The sequence below is a fragment of the Salinibacterium sp. VpJ6 genome, from assembly GCF_059767345.1.
In genome coordinates this window covers 1-17,951 of the sequence record NZ_JBSOQL010000001.1, presented here as the reverse complement: position 1 = coordinate 17,951, position 17,951 = coordinate 1, and the positions used below count along the sequence as shown (strand labels likewise).

The window sequence follows — 17,951 nt, the reverse complement described above, 5'->3', positions numbered from 1 at the left end:
CGCAAACTGCAGGCAATTGGGACTATTTTGCTGTCGGATGTCGTTGCACTGAACGAGAATAAAGACGACGACTGATTTGTGCGCCCTTTCGACCCCGGCTGCTGCTTCGTCCTACCGCTTGAGACACGACAGGATTTTCATGACTAGCACCGCGCCGATTACCGGCAGTATCCGCCTCGCCCCGCCCGGAGCGGGCTCGTCAGCGGGCGCCGTCGACAACAGCGGTCGCAACCGTCTTGTCATCGCGCTCATGCTCGCGGCAACCTTCGTGGTATTCCTCAATGAGACATCGCTTGTCGTTGCTATCCCCCGCATTATGGAAGACCTCAACATCGAGCCCAGCACGGCTCAGTGGTTGTCGACGTCGTTCATGCTTACGATGGCGGTAGTGATTCCGATTACCGGATTCCTCATCCAACGCTTCACGACGCGCAGCATCTTCATCGCGGCGATGTCCCTTTTCACCGCCGGTACTCTGCTGGGAGCTATTGCGCCGACGTTCTTCATCCTCATTGTCGGACGAGTGATCCAGGCCTCCGGTACCGCGATCATGCTGCCGCTGCTCATGACCACCGTCATGACTCTCGTTCCCCCGGCTACCCGCGGTAAAACGATGGGTAACGTGTCCATCGTCATGTCGATGGCTCCCGCCGTTGGCCCCACGGTCGCGGGCCTTGTACTCGCGGTCTTTGACTGGCGCTGGGTCTTCATTGTCATGATCCCCATCTCGGTCACCGCGCTCATGCTCGGCATCACCAAGGTGCGTAACGTCACCGAGCCCCGCAAGGTCTCGATCGACGTTCTCTCGGTCATCCTCTCGGCCGTCGCCTTTGCCGGACTTATCTACGGTCTCTCGAGCCTCGGTGAATCAGCCAGTGGCGAAGTACTCATTGCCCCTGCGATCCCGATCATTGCGGGTGCCGTCAGCCTTGCGCTGTTCATCCTTCGCCAGCTGAAGCTGCAGAAGACTGACAGTGCGCTCCTCGACCTCCGCACCTTCGCTGCCTCCGGCTTCGCGATTTCGATTGGTCTCATGATGGTCATGATGGCGGCCCTCTTCGGCACCATCATCCTGCTGCCGATGTTTACGCAAGACGTTCTCGGCCTCGAACCCATCCAGAGCGGACTCCTCGTGCTGCCCGGCAGCCTCATGATGGGAATTCTCGGACCGATTGTGGGTCGACTGTACGACAAGGTCGGACCGCGCCCGCTCATGATCCCTGGCGCCATCGTCGTCAGTGCGTCACTCTGGAGCTTCACGATGCTCTCCGAGACAAGCTCTCCATTCATGGTCGTCGCGATTCACGTCCCCATGAGCATCGGACTCGCCTTCATGTTCACACCGCTGTTCACCTCAGCGCTCGGCAGCCTCAAACCGTACTTGTACTCGCACGGCAGCGCCACCATCGGCACCGTGCAGCAGCTCGCCGGCGCCGCCGGAACCGCGCTGTTCATTGCGCTACTTACGGTGCAGTCCGTCGCGCTTGCCGCGGAAGGAGCCCCCGATACCGAAGCTCTCGCCGGCGGCGTTCGTCTCGCGTTCATGGCGGGTGGCATCATCTCGCTGTTCGCGATCGTCGCCACGTTCTTCGTCAAGCGCAACGACGCCGAGGTCGACTCCGATGCCGACGCTAACGCCGCACCGGTCGCTCACTAACGCTGGAGTGTGAGCGGGCGCCCACCGGCATCCGTTCCCACCGCGCCAATCGGCAAACGCACCACGCCAAACGGCGAGTCATTCTCCTAGGAGAATGACTCGCCGTTTAGTCGTTAAGCCGAAGCCTGTGGTCTCGAGAACCTACTTGCGCTTGCGCTTCTCACGCACACGCATGTTGACCTGGATGGGGCTGCCATCGAAGCCGAAGATTTCGCGCAGTCGACGCGTAATGAATCGACGGTACTGCGGGTCCAAGAATCCGGTCGTGAAGAGCACGAACGTTGGCGGGCGGCTCGAGGCCTGCGTTCCAAAGAGGATGCGCGGCTGCTTCCCACCACGAAGTGGGTGAGGGTGCTCCTGCGTGAGTTCAGCCAGAAGCGCGTTGAACTTTCCGGTCGGAATGCGGGTATCCCACGACTCCAGTGCAAGTTCCAGAGCGGGAACCAGCTTCTCCATGTGACGGCCAGTCTTGGCCGAGATGTTGACGCGGGGAGCCCAGGCAACGTGCGACAGATCTTGATCGATCTCGCGCTCAAGCAGCATGCGACGCTCGTCGTCGAGAAGGTCCCACTTGTTGAAGGCCAGCACGAGCGCACGGCCCGATTCAAGCACGAGGTCAACAATCTTGAGATCCTGAACGCTGAGCGGCTGGCTCACATCGAAGATAACAACGGCAACTTCGGCCTTTTCTAGCGCAGCGCTCGTGCGCAGCGTGGCGTAGAAGTCTGCGCCCTGAGCCAAAGCAACACGACGGCGGATGCCGGCGGTGTCGACAAAGCGCCAGAACTTTCCGCCGAGCTCAATCTGCTCATCAACGGGGTCACGAGTCGTGCCGGCGAGATCGTTGACAACAACACGCTCTTCGCCAGCCGTCTTGTTCAGCAGGCTCGACTTGCCCACGTTCGGGCGACCGAGAATAGCAACGCGGCGCGGGCCACCCACTTCTTCCTTAGCCACAGTCGAGATCTCCGGCAGCACCGTGAGCACGTGGTCGAGCAGGTCAGCAACACCCCGGCCATGAACGGCGGATGACGGCCACGGCTGACCGAGGCCGAGGCTCCAGAGCGCAGCGGCATCCGATTCCTGGTGGACGTCGTCAACCTTGTTGGCGACCAAAATAACGGGCTTCTTGGTGGCGCGAAGCATACGCACGACGTGCTCGTCGGTGGAGGTGGGGCCCACTGTGGCATCCACAACGAAGAGAACGGCGTCGGCGAGGTCGATCGCGATCTCAGCCTGGGCAGCAACCGAAGCGTCGATACCCTTAGCGTCGGGCTCCCACCCGCCGGTGTCGACGATTGTGAAGTGACGGTTGTTCCACTCGGCCTTGTAGTTCACGCGGTCGCGAGTAACCCCGGGGGTGTCCTCGACCACGGCTTCACGACGGCCGATGATGCGGTTGACGAGAGCCGACTTGCCAACGTTCGGGCGACCAACGATCGCGAGAACGGGCAGAGCGGGAAGGTAGTAAACGGTGTCCGGGTCATCGGATGCTGATTCCAGAACCTGAATGTCGTCGTCGTCGAGGTCGTAGTCGCTCAATCCCGCACGAAGAGCAGCGGTGCGCTGGGCGGCCTCTTCTTCGTTCATGCCGGAGAGTCGCTCGACGAGATCCGGATTCAGTTCGGGAAAGTCGTCGTCGGCGGGCGAATGATCGGCCATGGGTAGTCCTTTGTTTACATGCTGGAGCGAACGAAACTCGCGACGGCCGTCACGGTTTGATCGAAGTCAAGATTGGTGGAGTCAATGGTGATGACTCCATCGGCGGCGTTCATGAAGTCCACGACTTTGGAGTCCTGCGCATCTCGATGACTGAGTTGTTGCGCCGTTGTCGCGATCGATTCTCCGGAGAGTTCGGCCGCACGCCTTTCCATCCTAGCTTCTTCACTGGCTGTGAGCAGAATTCGCGCCTGAGCATCCGGTGCGACCACCGTGGTGATGTCGCGGCCTTCCACCACAATTCCGGGTTTGTCGCTGCCAGCGATGATGCTGCGGAACAGGTTCACCATGTACTCCCGCACTTCGGGAACCCGGGCGATGTTCGACACAACGCCCGTGATGCGAGGTTCGCGGATGTCGTTGGTCACGATCTCCGAGTCGACCTTCACAAAGTAGTTGTCGGGATCGATACCGATGGAGTACTCGAACCGCGGGAGCGTCTCGATCACGTCGCCGGGCCCGAGGGTGTCCACACCGCGCTCGAGGCAGTGCAGCGCGAAACCACGGTAGGCAGCTCCCGTGTCGAGGTAATCGAAGCCGAGTTCGCGAGCGGTCGCCTTCGAGACACTCGATTTTCCGCTGCCGGCCGGGCCATCGACGGCCACAACAACAAACGACGGGTTCTTATTCACGCGAAAGTCTCTGCAATCTTCCAACCGCGAGCTTCGAGCTCGCTCAACAATGTGGCTTCTTTTTCGGGCAACACCGAGATCTCGGCGAGGCCGAACTGGGCACCCGGTGAATGCTCTAGGCGCAAGTCTTCCATGTTCACATTCGCTTCGCCGATTTCGGTGAGCAGTCGTGCGAGCTGCCCCGGCTTGTCATCGATGATCACGACGAGGCGACTGAACTGCTTGCTGGTTCCGTGCTTGCCCGGGATGCGGGCCACCCCGTCGTTGCCACCGGCGAGAACTTCGGCCAGGGCGCGGCGCGAGCCCGGAGCATCCGGATTCTCCAGCGCTTCGATCGCGACAGCAAGCTCGGCTTGAAACTCGCGAAGAACAGAAGCTACGGGGCCAGCGTTGGCACCCAAGATTTGAACCCACAGTTCCGGCGCGCTCGACGCAATGCGGGTGGTGTCGCGCAGCCCTTGGCCGGCAAGGCCAACAGCGGCATCGGATGCTCCCGCCAACCGGTGCGCGAGCAAACTAGCCACCACTTGGGGAACATGCGAAATCAGGGCAACCGCGTCGTCGTGCTCGGAGGCCGACATCGTCACGGGGATAGCGCCCAGTTCAATAACAACGTCTTCGATTGCGCGGCGGCGGAAGGGCTCTCCGCGACCAATCACCCACGGGCGACCGATGAAGAGGTCGGCGCGAGCCGAGATGGCTCCCCCGCGTTCGCGTCCGGCGAGCGGATGCGAGCCCACGTAGCGATCGAGGTCGGCACCCAGCGCGATGAGTTCGTCGATCACGCCGACCTTCACACTCGCGACATCCGTCACGGTTGCCTGCGGCCACGCCAGAAGTTCGCGCGCGACAACCTCCGCCGTAACATCCGGCGGAACCGCCACGATCACGAGCGACGGCTTGTCGTCAGCCTGCGGCGCGCGACCGGCGCCGTAGTCAATCGCGAGCGTCGCTGTGGTGCGCGACGCGTCGTGCAAGATCACGTCAACGCCCTTGGCCCGCAGGCCGTGACCGATGCTGGCACCGAGCAATCCCGCACCAACGATGCGCACTTGCCCAGTGATGCGGCCTAGATTCACGAGCGCTCCTCGGCGTCACGGGCGATCGTCAAGACCGCACCCAGCTCCACCTTGGTGAGATTGCGAGTCTTGCCCACGCCAAGGCTGCCGAGGTTGAGCGGCCCAAACTGGCGACGAACGAGCTCGAGCACAGGGTGGCCAGCGGCCTCCATCATGCGGCGAACGATGCGGTTACGACCCGAGTGAAGCGTGAGCTCCACCATGGATTCGTCGTTGACGGCGCGACCGATCACGCGAGCCTTGTCGGCAGCGATCGGGCCGTCTTCAAGCTCAATGCCCTTGGTCAGCTGTGAGACGGTCTGCGCACTCACGATTCCTTCAACCTTGGCGATGTACGTCTTGGTGACACCGAACGAGGGGTGCGCCAGAACGTGCGCGAGTTCGCCGTCGTTCGTGAGCACGATCAGTCCGGAGGTCTGTACGTCGAGACGGCCGACGTTGAACAGTCGCTCGTCGTAGTTACCGGTGAACTGCTGCAGGTCGGGGCGACCGCTCTCATCCGCCATCGAGCTCACAACGCCCACTGGCTTGTTGAGCATGACGTAGCGCTTGGTCGTATCGAGCTGAATGGCCGAGCCATCCACCGTCACCCGGTCGGTCGGCTTGACGCGGCGACCGGCTTCTTCAACGACCTTGCCGTTGACCGCAACGCGGCCCTGGTAGATCAAATCTTCTGACACACGGCGGGAGGCGACTCCGGCTGCGGCCATTACTTTTTGAAGGCGTTCGCCCTCGGGGTGACTGGCGCCTGCGCCATTAGCGTTGTTCATCAAAACCGTCCGAACCATCAGATAAAAGTGGCGAGATGGGAGGCAATTCGGCAATGGAATTGATCCCCAATTGCACGAGCATGAGCTCCGTTGTTTCGTAATGGATGGCGCCCGTCTCGTTGTCGGTAAACGCCTCCGTAATAAGTCCTCGGCTCAGCAGTGTACGCACTACTGAGTCAACATTCACGGCGCGCACGGCGGCGATCGCCCCGCGGCTGATCGGTTGCTTGTACGCAATCACGGCAAGAGTCTCCAATGCGGCCTGACTCAAGCGTGAAGGATTCTGCGTATAAACGAAATCGCGCACCGCGGCGTCGTAGTCGGCGCGCACGTAAATACGCCAGCCACCGCCCACTTCACGCAGCTCAAAACCACGACGCGGGCCCTCGCCTTCGCCATCGAAATCAGCCCGCAGCGCGGTGATCGTCTTACGGATCTCGGCGACAGGAGCGTTCAGTGCAGTCGCAAGACTCACGATGCTCTGTGGCTGATCGGCCACCATGAAGATCGCTTCGAGCCCGCGAGCGAGGTCGACAACGGGGCCGGCAGCAAGTTCTTCCGCAGTCGGTGCAGTATCGGGCTGCTCGGTGGGCAGGTTTTCGGTCGTCGCGGTGTCAGCCGTTGCGGTGTCAGTCATCGCGGTGTCAGTTTCCATAATCAGCTCCCAGATTAGCGAGGCTATCGTCTGACCAGTGATCCGCCGTCCAGCGGACCGTCAATTCGCCCAGGGGTTCGATCTGCTCGAACGCCACGTTCGAGCCGCGATACAGCTCCAGCACCGCCAAGAAGCGAGCAACAATGACGCCCTTGAGCTCGGCGCCCGCGATCAGCTGACGGAACGTCATCGGCTCCCCCGCACGCAACAAGGCAACGACGTGAGCCGCCTGTTCGCGGATGCTGATGAGCGGCGCGTGCAAATGGTCGAGCCCCACGCTCGGAATCTCTCGCGGCGTGAACGCCAGAGTCGCGAGCGCAGCGAAGTCATCGAGGCTGAGCGTCCACACGAGCTCGGGAGTCTGGGTGCGGTATTTCTCTTCCAAACGCACCGAGCGAACCGTACGCGTAGATTCCGCCTCGAAGTGCGCGCCGAACCAGTCGCTGGCCTGCTTGAAGGCGCGGTATTGCAAGAGGCGCGCGAAGAGCAGATCGCGCGCTTCGAGAAGCGCCACGTCTTCGGCATCCACGAGTTCGCCCTGAGGCAGCAGTCCCGCTACCTTCAAGTCGAGCAGCGTGGCCGCAACGACCAAGAATTCGCTGGCCTGATCAAGTTCGTCGATGTCATCCGAGCCCTCGGGTGATTCGAAGTCGCGCAGGTAGGCGATGAACTCGTCGGTGATCTTCGAGAGCGAGACCTCGGTGATGTCGAGTTCGTGCTTGGTGATGAGTGACAGCAGCAGGTCGAAGGGCCCGTTGAAGTTGCTGAGAGAAACAGAGAATCCTGCCGCCGTGTTCTCGATTTCGTCGGCGCCGCTCACCGACGGTGCCTCGATGTCGCTAGGCGACGGCGCCACGGGCGATCAGCTCTCGCGCCACTTGGCGGTAGGAGTGCGCCGCGGAGTGATCGGGGGCAAAGGTGGTGATGGGAGAACCGGCAACGCTGGCATCCGGGAACTTCACCGTGCGACCGATGACGGTCTCCAGAACATCGTCACCGAAGTTCTCGACAACGCGCTCAAGAACTTCACGCGAGTGCAGCGTGCGAGCGTCAAACATGGTGGCGAGGATGCCGTCGAGCTTGATTGCGGGGTTCAGTCGATCCTGAACCTTTTCAATCGTCTCTACGAGTAGGGCTACACCGCGGAGGGCAAAGAACTCGCACTCCAATGGAATGAGCACGCCGTGGGCAGCGGTGAGGGCATTGACGGTGAGCAAGCCCAGCGAAGGCTGGCAGTCAATCAGGATGACGTCGTAGTCATCGCTGACCTTGCGCAGCACGCGGGCCAGGATCGTTTCGCGAGCGACCTCGTTGACAAGGTGCACTTCTGCGGCCGAGAGGTCAATATTGGCCGGGATGACGTCGAGGCCGGGAACGTTCGTGTGAACGATCGCTTCTGCGGGGTTTTTGATTGTGCCGAGCAGCAGGTCGTAGATTGTCGGCACATCGTGCGTCGGAACGCCGAGGCCGGCCGAGAGCGCACCCTGCGGGTCAAAGTCGATGGCGAGAACGCGGCGACCGTACTCAGCGAACGACGCGCCAAGGTTGATGGTGGTCGTGGTCTTGCCGACGCCACCCTTTTGGTTGCACAGCGAAATGATGCGTGCGGGGCCGTGGCCGTCGAGCGGCGGGGGCTCCGGGAAGTTGGTGATCGGCCGGCCGGTTGGACCCATTGCCGGAACATCCAACCCTGCCAGCGTCGATTCGTTCTCACGCTGTTTCGTCATGCCAAAAGTTTACGTCGCGCTTTCGTTGCAGCTCGTGCTCCCACGCGCGGACACGGCAGGGTCGCCTCTACCAAAGGTTGAAGGTTTAAGAGCGCGACACGCCCAACGAGAGGGCCCGCTACCGGGCTCGCGGATGCGCTGTCGTGTACATATCCCGCAGAGTGTCGGCGGTCACCATCGTGTAAATCTGCGTCGTCGCAACCGAGGAATGCCCCAGAAGCTCTTGCACCACTCGCACGTCGGCTCCGCCCGAGAGCAAATGCGTCGCGAAGGAATGCCGGAAGGTGTGCGGTGAGATATCGATGCCCAGCTCGGCACGTTCTGCAGCTGATTGGATGATCAACCACACGTTTTGGCGAGAGAGCCGAGCCCCGCGCGCCCCCAAAAACAGAGCCGGTGTCGAGGCCCCTTTGGCCGAAAGCACGGGACGAGCGCGCACGAGGTACTTCTCAATCGCGGCCTGCGCAAAGCTGCCGACCGGCACGATGCGCTGCTTGTTTCCCTTTCCCAGCAGGCGCACGATGTCGCCGTCAATCATGTCGTCGACGTTGAGCGCGGTGACCTCCGAAACGCGTGCGCCGGTGGCGTACAGCAGCTCCAGCAGAGCGGTGTTGCGCAACGAAATGATTTCGTCGCCGGGGAACGAGCCGAGCACCGCCGTCATTTGCTCGATGGTGATGGCCTTCGGCAGCCGCATCGGTTGTTTCGGAATCGCCACGGTGTGCGCAACGTCTTCACCGGCGAGCGATTCGTCGACGAAAAAGGTGTGGAGCCCGCGCACGGTCGAGAGCATGCGCGCGACCGAGGAGGCCGCGAGCGGGCGCTCGGTATCGGCTCGCAAGCTGTGCGCGAAGGCCATCACGTCATCCGCTGCCACAGCAGCCGGAGCGACCAAGCCTCGAGCGCTCAAGAATTCGAGGTAGTTGTCGAGATCACGCCGATAAGCAGCGAGAGTATTCGCCGAGAGACCTCGCTCGATCGCAAGATGCCGCAGATAGCGCTCTGCGGCCACCGCGATCGCGTTCTTCGCTGCGGGACGCGCCGACTCGGTCATGTCGCTCAACCTACCGCGAGAGGCTATTCAGCGTAGTTTCGCGGATGCCGCGGCCACGGGGCGTTGGCGTCACCGAGCGTGCTCCACCCTCGGTCGCGGCCCAACTGCGCCGCCAGTAGCCCTAGGCACAGAATCGAGTTCTGCACGCGACGTTCCAGTACGGCTTCCACAGCATCTTCGAGGGGAACCCAGCGAAGCTCGATCCCGGCCTCTTCGGCGTAACGGTCAAAAACTTCACCGGTAGCGCTGACGCCCCGCGCGAGATAAATACGCACCGCCTCATTGCTTCCCCCCGGCGAGGTCAACATTTCGCTGAGTACGTGCCAGGACTCGGCTTGCAGATCGGTCTCTTCTGCCAGCTCGCGCTGAGCCGCAATAAGCGGTGACTCGTTGAGCACATCGAGCAAGCCTGCGGGCAGTTCCCAGTCACGCAGGCGCACCGGATGCCGGTACTGCTTGATCAGCAGAACCCGGTCACGCTCATCCATCGCCAGCACCGCTACGGCGCCGGTGTGGTTCACAAACTCGCGCGTGATCGCAGTACCGTCGAGCTGAAAACGCTCGCGATCCACGTTCCACACGTGCCCAGCAAACACCGTTTCGGTGCTGAGGAGCTCGGGAGTGACGCGGTCGTCGCTCAGTTCGTTATGCATCATCCTGCTCGGTCACCTCGAAGAGGCGGTTGGACTTTTGGCGCTCAATCGCTGCGGCAATAAGGCCGCGGAAGAGCGGGTGCGCGTGGTTGGGGCGCGAGAGAAGTTCAGGGTGAGCCTGAGTTCCGACGTAGTACGGGTGAACTTCGCGCGGCAGCTCGACGAACTCAACGAGAGTGCGGTCGGGCGAGATTCCGGAGAACGTGAGTCCGGCATCCGCAATCTGCTGGCGGTATTCGTTGTTCACCTCGTAGCGGTGACGGTGGCGCTCAGCTGCGGTGGGTGCGCCGTAGATCTCTTCGACGATCGAACCAGGCTCGAGGTTGGCGTTGTAGAGACCGAGGCGCATCGTGCCGCCCATGTCTCCCCCAGCGATGATGTCGACCTGCTCGGCCATCGTGGCGATAACCGGGTACTTCGTGTCGGTATCGAACTCGGTGGATGACGCGCCTTCGAGGCCGGCCATGTCGCGAGCGTATTCGATCACCATGCACTGCAATCCGAGGCAAATGCCGAGAGCCGGGATGCCGTTCTCGCGAACGAACTTGAGAGCGCCGAGCTTGCCTTCGATGCCGCGCACGCCGAAACCACCGGGAACGATGATGCCGTCGAGGTCGGAGAGGTGCTTGGCAGCACCTTCGGGAGTTTCGCACTCGTCGGAGGGAACCCAGCGGATGTTGACCTTGGCGCTGTTCGCGAAACCGCCGGCACGCAGCGCTTCGGTGACCGAAAGGTAGGCGTCGGGCAGGTCGATGTACTTACCGACCAGACCGATCGTGGTCTCGTGCTTGGGGTGGTGAACGGCTTCGAGAAGCTCGCTCCAGCCATCCCAGTTGACCGAGTCGGCTTCGAGGCCGATCTGGTTGATGATGTAGGCGTCGAGTCCCTGGCTGTGCAGCATTTCGGGGATATCGTAGATGCTGGCGGCGTCCGTGGCGTTGACGACGGCGTCTTCTTCTACGTCGCACATGAGCGCGATCTTGCGCTTGTTTGACTCAGAGACGGGGCGGTCGCTGCGCAGCACGAGAGCGTCGGGCTGAATACCGATCGAACGCAGTGCGGCAACGGAGTGCTGCGTGGGCTTGGTCTTCTGTTCGCCCGAAGCAGCCATGAAGGGCACGAGCGAGACGTGGACGAAGAAGACGTTTTTGCGGCCGAGTTCGTGACGAACCTGGCGTGCCGACTCAATGAACGGAAGGCTCTCGATGTCGCCGACGGTTCCACCGATTTCGGTGATGATCACGTCGGGCTGCGGGTTCTCGTCATCAAACGGACCAGCGGCCTGCAGGCGCATACGGCGCTTGATTTCGTCGGTGATGTGCGGGATGACCTGCACCGTATCGCCGAGGTACTCGCCGCGACGCTCTTTGGCGATCACCTCGGAGTAAATCTGTCCGGTAGTGACGTTGGCTGCCTGGTTGAGCTTGATGTCGAGGAAGCGCTCGTAGTGACCGATGTCGAGGTCAGTTTCGGCGCCATCGTCGGTGACAAAGACTTCACCGTGCTGGAAGGGGTTCATGGTGCCGGGATCCACGTTCAGATAGGGATCCAGCTTCTGCATGACGACGCGGAGCCCGCGTGCTGTCAGCAGGTTACCGAGACTCGCCGCCGTGAGGCCTTTACCGAGAGAAGAGACGACTCCTCCGGTGACGAAAATGTGCTTTGTTACGACCGCGTTTTGATTGTCCACCACGGGGTTCTATCGTATGCCACGACGGGGCATATCGTCACCGCTTCGGGGCGTTTCGTTATCGACTTAACAGCTTGCGCGAGCTTTTAGCGGGTTGCGCTCTCAAGTTCGTGCGCAGTCTGAATCAGTTCGCGCGCGTGAGCAAGCCCCGATTCGGAGTCGGGAAGGCCCGAAAGCAACCGCGCCATCTCGGCGATGCGGGCTTCCCCTTCGAGCTTGTGAACGCTGGATGCCGTGACCGAGCCGTCGTCGCCCTTGATGACGCTGAGGTGGTTGTCCGCAAACGCGGCCACTTGCGCCAGGTGCGTGACAACGATCACTTGGGCAGTGCGGCTGAGCTGAGCCAGTCGCTTACCGATTTCGATGGCGGCAGCACCGCCAACCCCGGCATCCACCTCATCGAAGATGAACGTGGGCACGGGGTCATTGCCGGCGATGACAACTTCGATCGCGAGCATGACGCGCGAGAGCTCTCCCCCAGAAGCACCCTTGCCGAGCGGACGCGGCGGCGCACCCGGGTGCGGACGCAACAGAATCGCCACTTCGTCTTTTCCACTCAGCGAGTAATCGCTGCGGTCTTCGACCGTCACGACGATTTCGGCGTTCGCCATCGCCAGGTGCGTAAGCTCGTTGCTCACCTCGGATGCCAGGCGCTCAGCACTCGACGTGCGCACCTCGCTGACGCGGGCGGCAAGTTCTATGAGCTCGGCTTGGTCGGCTTCGACCTGAGCGCGCAACTCATCAATGCGCGTGGAGTCATTGTCGAGCTCGAGAAGGCGCTGGCTGCCGGTATCGAGAACGTCAACGACATCGTCGAGGCTCACGCCGTGCTTGCGAATGAGAGCGGAAAGCTGGCTGCGACGTTCCTCGACCTGCTCCAGCTCACGGCTGCCATCGGCATCCAGACCGGCAAGATAGCCCGAGAGATCAGTCGAGATCTCGCCGAGAGTGATGGATGCTGCCGCCAGAGCTTCGGCGATCGACGCGAGTTGTGCGTCGTGCTCGGCAACCCGCTCAAGCCCTCGTTGGGCACTGGCAAGCATCGCCACGACATCGGAGCCTTCGTCTACGGCATCCGCCGACAGCACCGCGTGGGCACCCTCAGCGGCCAGACGCAGCCCTTCGAGGTTCGAGAGTCGATCGGCGCGCTCAGCAAGCTCGACATCTTCTCCACGGCGCACGTCGGCCGCTTCGATCTCTTGAATCGCAACGCGAAGCTCATCGGCCTCGCGGCTGCGCAGGTCGCTCTCGGCAATCAACACATCGAGTTCGCCCTGAGCCGCTTGCCAGCGACGGAAGACAGTTTGATACTGCTCGAGCACGGTAGCCAGCTCAGCGCCGGCAAAACGATCGAGCGCATTGCGTTGCGCAGTGGACGACTTGAGACGAATCTGCTCCGACTGCCCGTGCACAACAACAAGCTGGTCACCGAGTTCGGTGAGCACTCCCACGGGGGCGCTGCGGCCGCCCACCACGGCGCGACTGCGGCCTTCGCGCGCAACAGTGCGCACGAGAAGAAGTTCGCCCTCGTCGAGGTCGCCGCCGGCATCGCGTACGCGTTCGGCAACAGCCGATTCCGGATCGATGACCCAACGGCCTTCGACAGAGGCTTGGTTGCTCTCAGCCCGGATCGAGGTGGGGTCGGCCCGCTCCCCCAGGAGCAGCCCGAGCGCGGTGACGACCATCGTCTTACCAGCGCCGGTCTCGCCAGTGAGTGCTGTGAATCCAGGGCTCAACGGGAGGCGTGCCGAAGCAATAACGCCAAGGTCGCGAATGGAGATCTCTTCGATCACGAGTGGGGTACCTCCTCCGATGCTGGCCCACGCCATCCATTGACCGGCAGATTGAATTTCTTGACAAGACGATCGGTGAACGGGCCCTGCGACAGACGCGCAAGGCGCACCGGCACGGGCGATCGGCGCACCACTACGCGGGCGCCGCGCGGCAAGTCGTAGGCGCGACGGCCATCACACCACAGAACACCGGTTCCCATGTTGCGCGCCAGAACTTCAACGGCAAGCGCAGAATCGGGCCCGACGACGAGCGGGCGCGCAAAGAGCGCGTGGGCACTCAGCGGCACAAGGAGCAGGGCGTCGAGGCTTGGCCAGACAACTGGTCCGCCCGCGGAGAATGCGTAGGCGGTAGAGCCGGTGGGCGTCGACATCACGACGCCGTCGCAGCCGAAGGAAGAAAGGGGGCGGCCATCGACTTCGATGACCACTTCGAGCATCCGCTCGCGACTGGCTTTCTCGACGGTCGCTTCGTTGAGGGCCCACGTTTCGTAGACAACCTCGGAATCAACCTTCACGCGCACCGCAAGGGTCATTCGTTCTTCAACGAGGTAGTCGCGGGCCAAGGCACGCTCGACGGTCGATGTCAGTTCTTCGCGTTCACTCTCGGCGAGGAAGCCCACGTGGCCGAGGTTCACACCAAGCAGTGGTGCACTGCAGCCACGGGTCAATTCAGCGGCACGAAGGATAGTTCCATCGCCACCGAGCACGATCACAAGTTCAAGCTCACCGGTCTCGACCTCGTTGCCGAGTCGGCGCACTGGCGACAGATCAGGCTCTGCTTGCAAGATCGTTTCGTAGCTATCGGGGGCCAAGACCACCACGATGCCCGCGCGAATCAGCTGACGGCACACCGAGATCGCGGCGGTCAGGGACTCTGCGCGCCCTGTGTGCGCAATGACCAAAATGTGACGCTCAGAAGCATGAGAGTTCTCGGACTGCACCGTGCACCTCTCATTCGTAGTGATAGTTCGTTTCGCCACCACTCAATGATGGCCTTAGGCGATTGCAGAAACCTGCGTTAACCATTCTGTCGGATTGCTGCCTGATCGTGCGCTCAACCAGACAAGATACTCACGGTTTCCTGCGTTACCGGCGATTGGTGAGGAGATGACACCGGCGGTACCAAGCCCCACGTCCCAGGCTGCCCACAAAACGCCCATGATTGCTTCGTCCCGCAAAGCGGAGCCGTGAACGATTCCTTCACGAATGTTTGTGCGGCCCACTTCAAACTGAGGCTTCACGAGCAATACGTAGTCAACGCTCTCCCCCACCGCAGCGTAAAACGCGGGCAGAACAGTGCGCAGCGAAATAAACGAGAGGTCTGAGACCACGAGCGTCGGAGTTTCGGATGTCCCACTCAGTTCAGCCAGCGATTCAGCGGTGAGATAGCGGGCATTCACTCGCTCGACAACCCGCACTCGGGCATCCGAGCGGATCAGGTCGACGAGTTGCCCGTGCCCGACGTCGAGCGCAATAACCTCGCGAGCACCCCGCTCGAGGAGCACCTGGGTGAAGCCACCTGTCGATGCGCCGACATCGAGCGCAAGCCGATCCGTGGGGTCAATGCCGAAGGCATCGAGTCCCGCTACAAGCTTGTGCGCGGCGCGACTGACATAGTGATCGGTCTCAGCGACGTCAATTTCGTGCTCGTCGGTGACGGGAGTTGAGGCCTTGGGCACAGCAACGCCGGAAACAGTGACGAGGTTGTCCGCGATGAGCTTCGCGGCGTGCGTGCGCGAGCGAGCGAGTCCTCGGGCGGCAAGCGCCGCATCGAGCCGCATGCTAGCCATTGCGCGAGAACGCGTCCTTGCCCTCAAGCTGCTGCTGCAGTTGATCGTGAATCTGAGTGAACGCGGCGGCGCGGGTTTCGAGCGGTTGATCCTCGATCAGGCTCAGTCGAGACATCAATCCGTCAACGGGCGATTCGTCATCCATGCTCACGAATATAGCTCCGCGGGAACCTCCAGGGCGTAGATGGCGCTCCCCGAGTTCCAAATCGCTGCCGCTCCTGCACGCAAGCGGTCGATGGATGTTCCGGCCGTGGTCACGCTCAGTCGCTGACCCTCGAGGCGCACCGTCGCCGTCCCCACTGTCGTCACTACGGCGGCGCCGTCGTGCGTGACCACAGTTTCGGGATACGGCTCCAGCAGCCCGCGCAAGTCGTCAACGATCATCGTCGGACGTTCATCTGGGATGCACGCGAGTACTTGCTTGGCCTGGTCGATTCCGGTGAGTACGAGCAACGACGGGATGCCGGCACGATTCGCCCCAAGGATGTCGGTGTCGAGACGGTCGCCGATCATGAGCGCCGAGCGCGATTCGTAACGGCGGAAGGCTTCTTCGAAAATGGCCACTTCGGGCTTGCCCGCGACGATCGGCAACCGGCCGACTGCCGAGTGCACGGCCGACACGAGAGTTCCGTTGCCGGGAGCGGTGCCCCGCGCCTGCGGAATCGTCCAGTCAGTGTTCGTCGCGATCCAGGGGATGCCGTCGTCACCACCCTTGAGAGCGAACGACGCTTCGGCGAGATCTTTCCAGCCCACGTGCGGAGCGAAGCCCTGCACGACTGCTGCGGGCGAGTCGTCCGCTGAGCGAGTGACGACAAAACCCGACTTCTCGAGTTCGCTCGTGAGACCTTCGCCGCCCACGACCATAATGGTCGAGCCGGCGGGCACGAGGTCGCGGAGCAGCCCCATAGCGGCTTGAGGCGAAGTCACGACATCCTGCGGTGCGACGGTCAGCCCGAGCTCACTCAAATGCTCAGCAACGGATGCATCGGTGCGTGAAGCATTGTTCGTGATGTAAGCCACCTGAGCGCCCTCAATCGCATTCATGCTCTCGACGGCATACGGAATCGCGTCCGGACCGCGGTAGATCACTCCATCGAGGTCAGCGAGTACGAGATCGATGCCCGTGAGCGGCGTGTTACTCACCACGTGGGGTGCTTTCGCTTTCGTTCCCGTCCGCTTCTTCAGCGCTGTCCACAGCCCCATCGGTGCCCTCAGTTTCACAGTTGGAGTCCAAGTCAGAGTTGGAATCTGCGTCAGAGGTCACTGACGACTCGTCGTCGAACTCAATGTCTTCTTCGATAACTTCGATCATGTCGTCGTCATCGTCGCCCAGAGCTTCGGCTGCAACATCCGCTCGCGCAAACCACGTTGCCGCTTCGTCTTCACGACCAAGCTCTTCAAGAACCGTTCCGTACGCGCCGAACAGTGCCGGGCTGTAGGTGAACGCCGTAGTGGGGTCCAGCTGAGGAATTTGCAGCTCAACGAGCGCTTCTTCAGCTTGGCCCAGGTCAAGACGAGCACCGGACATCGCGATAGCCAGCTCAACCTGCACGGGAACCGACAGCGTGCTGCGCTTCACCGAACGGCCGAGTTCGAGAGCACGCTCGGGGCGCTCAAGGCCACGTTCGCTGTCCACCATCATGGGCAGTTGATCGTCGCGACCGGTAATACGGCGATACGTCCGTAGCTCACGAAGAGCCAGCGCGTAGTCGCCTGTCGCATACGCAGTGATCGCAAGAGTTTCGCGTACGACGCCGATACGGCCGGCACGACGCGCAGCCGAGATAGCGTGCTGGTGAGCAAGCTCGGGGTCCTCTTCAATGAGCTGCGAGACCATTACGAGGTGCAGGGCAACGCCTTCGGCGTTCTCCTTGCTAAGGGTCTTGAGCTCGTTGGAGGCAACGCGGTCGAGCATCTTGGGCGTTACGCCCTCGGGAATTTCCGGGGCCTGATGGAAGGCACGAACCGAGCGGATGCCGAAGGGATCGCGATCCTCTTCAGGTTCACGCTCACTGGCGTTACGGTCTCCGCGCGCGGGCGCACCGCCCTTGGTCCAGAGACGTTTTTCGTCGGGACCACCGCGGCGATCGGATCCGCGGTCGGGACGGCCGCCGCGCTCGGTCCGCCCTGAGCCATCGGAACGGAACGGGCGTGCCGGCCGGTCTCCCCTGTCGGGGCGATCGCCGGAGCGCTGCGGACGACCATCGCGGTCGCCGGAGCGAGGCGGTCGTGAGTCACGGTCGCCGGAACGGGGTGGACGCGAGTCGCGATCTCCCGAACGCTGTGGCCGAGAATCACGCTCGTTGCTGCGGGGCGGTCGACGGTCGTCGCCTGCCGAGTAGTCGCGGCGCGGTGCACGATCGCTGCTGTCCCCATCACGACGGGGGCGGCCGTCGTCGCCAGCGCCAGCGCCGGCGTCGCGACGTGGTCGACGGTCATCGCCCTCGGGCTTTTCGCGCCAGGGACGATCTGAATTGGATGCGGGCTTGCCGCGAGCCGGTCCGCCCGCCGCGTTGTCACGGCGTGGCCTTCCATCGCTCGGGCCTCCTTCGCCGGGGCGTCCGCCGGTGGGTCGTCCACCGGATCGAGGCGCGCCTGAACGGCTTCCGTGGGGTCGGCTGTCTCGCCGGCCGTCGTTACCTGACGAATCGCTCACAAATTGCTCCTGAATATGGGTGGAACTTAACGCAAAATGGCCACCTCTGTGTCTATTAAACACAGTGGTGGCCATT

17 protein-coding genes are annotated in these 17,951 nt (G+C 62.2%); 1 reads left to right on the top strand and 16 read right to left on the bottom strand.

The annotated features are described in order from the left end of the window. Positions 1-139 precede the first annotated feature (139 nt). Positions 140-1,657: a DHA2 family efflux MFS transporter permease subunit gene (locus tag ACWTV1_RS00085; RefSeq protein ID WP_498503640.1), complete on the top strand. Its 1,518-nt coding sequence runs from the start codon at positions 140-142 to the stop codon at positions 1,655-1,657. 141 nt (positions 1,658-1,798) lie between these two features. On the opposite strand, the gene der is transcribed toward ACWTV1_RS00085, so the two are convergent. The 16 genes from der to ACWTV1_RS00005 form a co-directional block, all read right to left on the bottom strand. Beyond that, the gene (der, locus tag ACWTV1_RS00080) at positions 1,799-3,319 is read right to left on the bottom strand and encodes a ribosome biogenesis GTPase Der (protein ID WP_498503639.1); all 1,521 of its coding nucleotides are present in this window, start codon (positions 3,317-3,319) and stop codon (positions 1,799-1,801) included. A 14-nt stretch (positions 3,320-3,333) separates the two neighbouring features. Beyond that, positions 3,334-4,008, bottom strand: coding sequence for a (d)CMP kinase (cmk, locus tag ACWTV1_RS00075; protein WP_498503638.1), 675 nt, complete (start codon positions 4,006-4,008; stop codon positions 3,334-3,336). Continuing rightward, complete coding sequence (locus ACWTV1_RS00070; protein ID WP_498503637.1) at positions 4,005-5,087, bottom strand: prephenate dehydrogenase; 1,083 nt, start codon at positions 5,085-5,087, stop codon at positions 4,005-4,007. The genes cmk and ACWTV1_RS00070 overlap by 4 nt, the downstream gene beginning before the upstream one ends. Next, positions 5,084-5,857 carry a pseudouridine synthase gene (locus ACWTV1_RS00065; RefSeq protein ID WP_100389188.1) on the bottom strand — a complete coding sequence of 258 codons (774 nt, stop codon included), beginning with the start codon at positions 5,855-5,857 and terminating at the stop codon, positions 5,084-5,086. The genes ACWTV1_RS00070 and ACWTV1_RS00065 overlap by 4 nt, the downstream gene beginning before the upstream one ends. Further along, positions 5,844-6,494, bottom strand: a complete 651-nt coding sequence (gene scpB, locus ACWTV1_RS00060) for an SMC-Scp complex subunit ScpB (protein WP_498505009.1) — start codon at positions 6,492-6,494, stop codon at positions 5,844-5,846. Before scpB ends, ACWTV1_RS00065 begins: the two co-directional genes overlap by 14 nt. A 7-nt stretch (positions 6,495-6,501) precedes the next feature. After that, positions 6,502-7,368 (bottom strand): segregation and condensation protein A, encoded by an 867-nt coding sequence (locus ACWTV1_RS00055; RefSeq protein ID WP_498503636.1) that lies wholly within the window; start codon positions 7,366-7,368, stop codon positions 6,502-6,504. Continuing rightward, the gene (locus ACWTV1_RS00050; protein WP_498503635.1) at positions 7,352-8,239 is read right to left on the bottom strand and encodes a ParA family protein; all 888 of its coding nucleotides are present in this window, start codon (positions 8,237-8,239) and stop codon (positions 7,352-7,354) included. The genes ACWTV1_RS00055 and ACWTV1_RS00050 overlap by 17 nt, the downstream gene beginning before the upstream one ends. A 118-nt stretch (positions 8,240-8,357) precedes the next feature. Then, positions 8,358-9,293, bottom strand: coding sequence for a site-specific tyrosine recombinase XerD (locus ACWTV1_RS00045; protein ID WP_498503634.1), 936 nt, complete (start codon positions 9,291-9,293; stop codon positions 8,358-8,360). 23 nt (positions 9,294-9,316) lie between these two features. Beyond that, the gene (locus ACWTV1_RS00040; protein ID WP_189621805.1) at positions 9,317-9,949 is read right to left on the bottom strand and encodes an NUDIX domain-containing protein; all 633 of its coding nucleotides are present in this window, start codon (positions 9,947-9,949) and stop codon (positions 9,317-9,319) included. Further along, positions 9,939-11,639 carry a CTP synthase gene (gene pyrG / locus ACWTV1_RS00035; RefSeq protein ID WP_189621804.1) on the bottom strand — a complete coding sequence of 567 codons (1,701 nt, stop codon included), beginning with the start codon at positions 11,637-11,639 and terminating at the stop codon, positions 9,939-9,941. Before pyrG ends, ACWTV1_RS00040 begins: the two co-directional genes overlap by 11 nt. A gap of 83 nt (positions 11,640-11,722) precedes the next feature. Next, positions 11,723-13,429: a DNA repair protein RecN gene (gene recN, locus ACWTV1_RS00030; RefSeq protein ID WP_498503633.1), complete on the bottom strand. Its 1,707-nt coding sequence runs from the start codon at positions 13,427-13,429 to the stop codon at positions 11,723-11,725. Further along, the gene (locus tag ACWTV1_RS00025) at positions 13,426-14,370 is read right to left on the bottom strand and encodes an NAD kinase (protein ID WP_498503632.1); all 945 of its coding nucleotides are present in this window, start codon (positions 14,368-14,370) and stop codon (positions 13,426-13,428) included. Before ACWTV1_RS00025 ends, recN begins: the two co-directional genes overlap by 4 nt. Before the next feature lie 54 nt (positions 14,371-14,424). After that, on the bottom strand, positions 14,425-15,219 hold the full coding sequence (locus ACWTV1_RS00020; RefSeq protein WP_498503630.1) for a TlyA family RNA methyltransferase: 795 nt from the start codon (positions 15,217-15,219) through the stop codon (positions 14,425-14,427). Next, positions 15,212-15,364 carry a hypothetical protein gene (locus ACWTV1_RS00015; RefSeq protein WP_169925785.1) on the bottom strand — a complete coding sequence of 51 codons (153 nt, stop codon included), beginning with the start codon at positions 15,362-15,364 and terminating at the stop codon, positions 15,212-15,214. Before ACWTV1_RS00015 ends, ACWTV1_RS00020 begins: the two co-directional genes overlap by 8 nt. A gap of 2 nt (positions 15,365-15,366) precedes the next feature. Next, positions 15,367-16,365, bottom strand: coding sequence for an HAD-IIA family hydrolase (locus ACWTV1_RS00010; protein ID WP_498503629.1), 999 nt, complete (start codon positions 16,363-16,365; stop codon positions 15,367-15,369). Then, positions 16,355-17,875, bottom strand: a complete 1,521-nt coding sequence (locus ACWTV1_RS00005) for a tetratricopeptide repeat protein (protein ID WP_498503628.1) — start codon at positions 17,873-17,875, stop codon at positions 16,355-16,357. Before ACWTV1_RS00005 ends, ACWTV1_RS00010 begins: the two co-directional genes overlap by 11 nt. Between the last annotated feature and the right edge of the window lie 76 nt (positions 17,876-17,951).

Coding starts and splice junctions, on each gene's coding strand:
- der (WP_498503639.1), bottom strand. CDS start 3,319: ATGGCCGATCATTCGCCCGCCGACGACGACTTTCCCGAACTGAATCCG.
- ACWTV1_RS00065 (WP_100389188.1), bottom strand. CDS start 5,857: ATGAACAACGCTAATGGCGCAGGCGCCAGTCACCCCGAGGGCGAACGC.
- scpB (WP_498505009.1), bottom strand. CDS start 6,494: ATGACTGACACCGCAACGGCTGACACCGCGACGACCGAAAACCTGCCC.
- ACWTV1_RS00045 (WP_498503634.1), bottom strand. CDS start 9,293: ATGACCGAGTCGGCGCGTCCCGCAGCGAAGAACGCGATCGCGGTGGCC.
- ACWTV1_RS00020 (WP_498503630.1), bottom strand. CDS start 15,219: ATGGCTAGCATGCGGCTCGATGCGGCGCTTGCCGCCCGAGGACTCGCT.
- ACWTV1_RS00040 (WP_189621805.1), bottom strand. CDS start 9,949: ATGATGCATAACGAACTGAGCGACGACCGCGTCACTCCCGAGCTCCTC.
- ACWTV1_RS00015 (WP_169925785.1), bottom strand. CDS start 15,364: ATGGATGACGAATCGCCCGTTGACGGATTGATGTCTCGACTGAGCCTG.
- ACWTV1_RS00085 (WP_498503640.1), top strand. CDS start 140: ATGACTAGCACCGCGCCGATTACCGGCAGTATCCGCCTCGCCCCGCCC.
- ACWTV1_RS00050 (WP_498503635.1), bottom strand. CDS start 8,239: ATGACGAAACAGCGTGAGAACGAATCGACGCTGGCAGGGTTGGATGTT.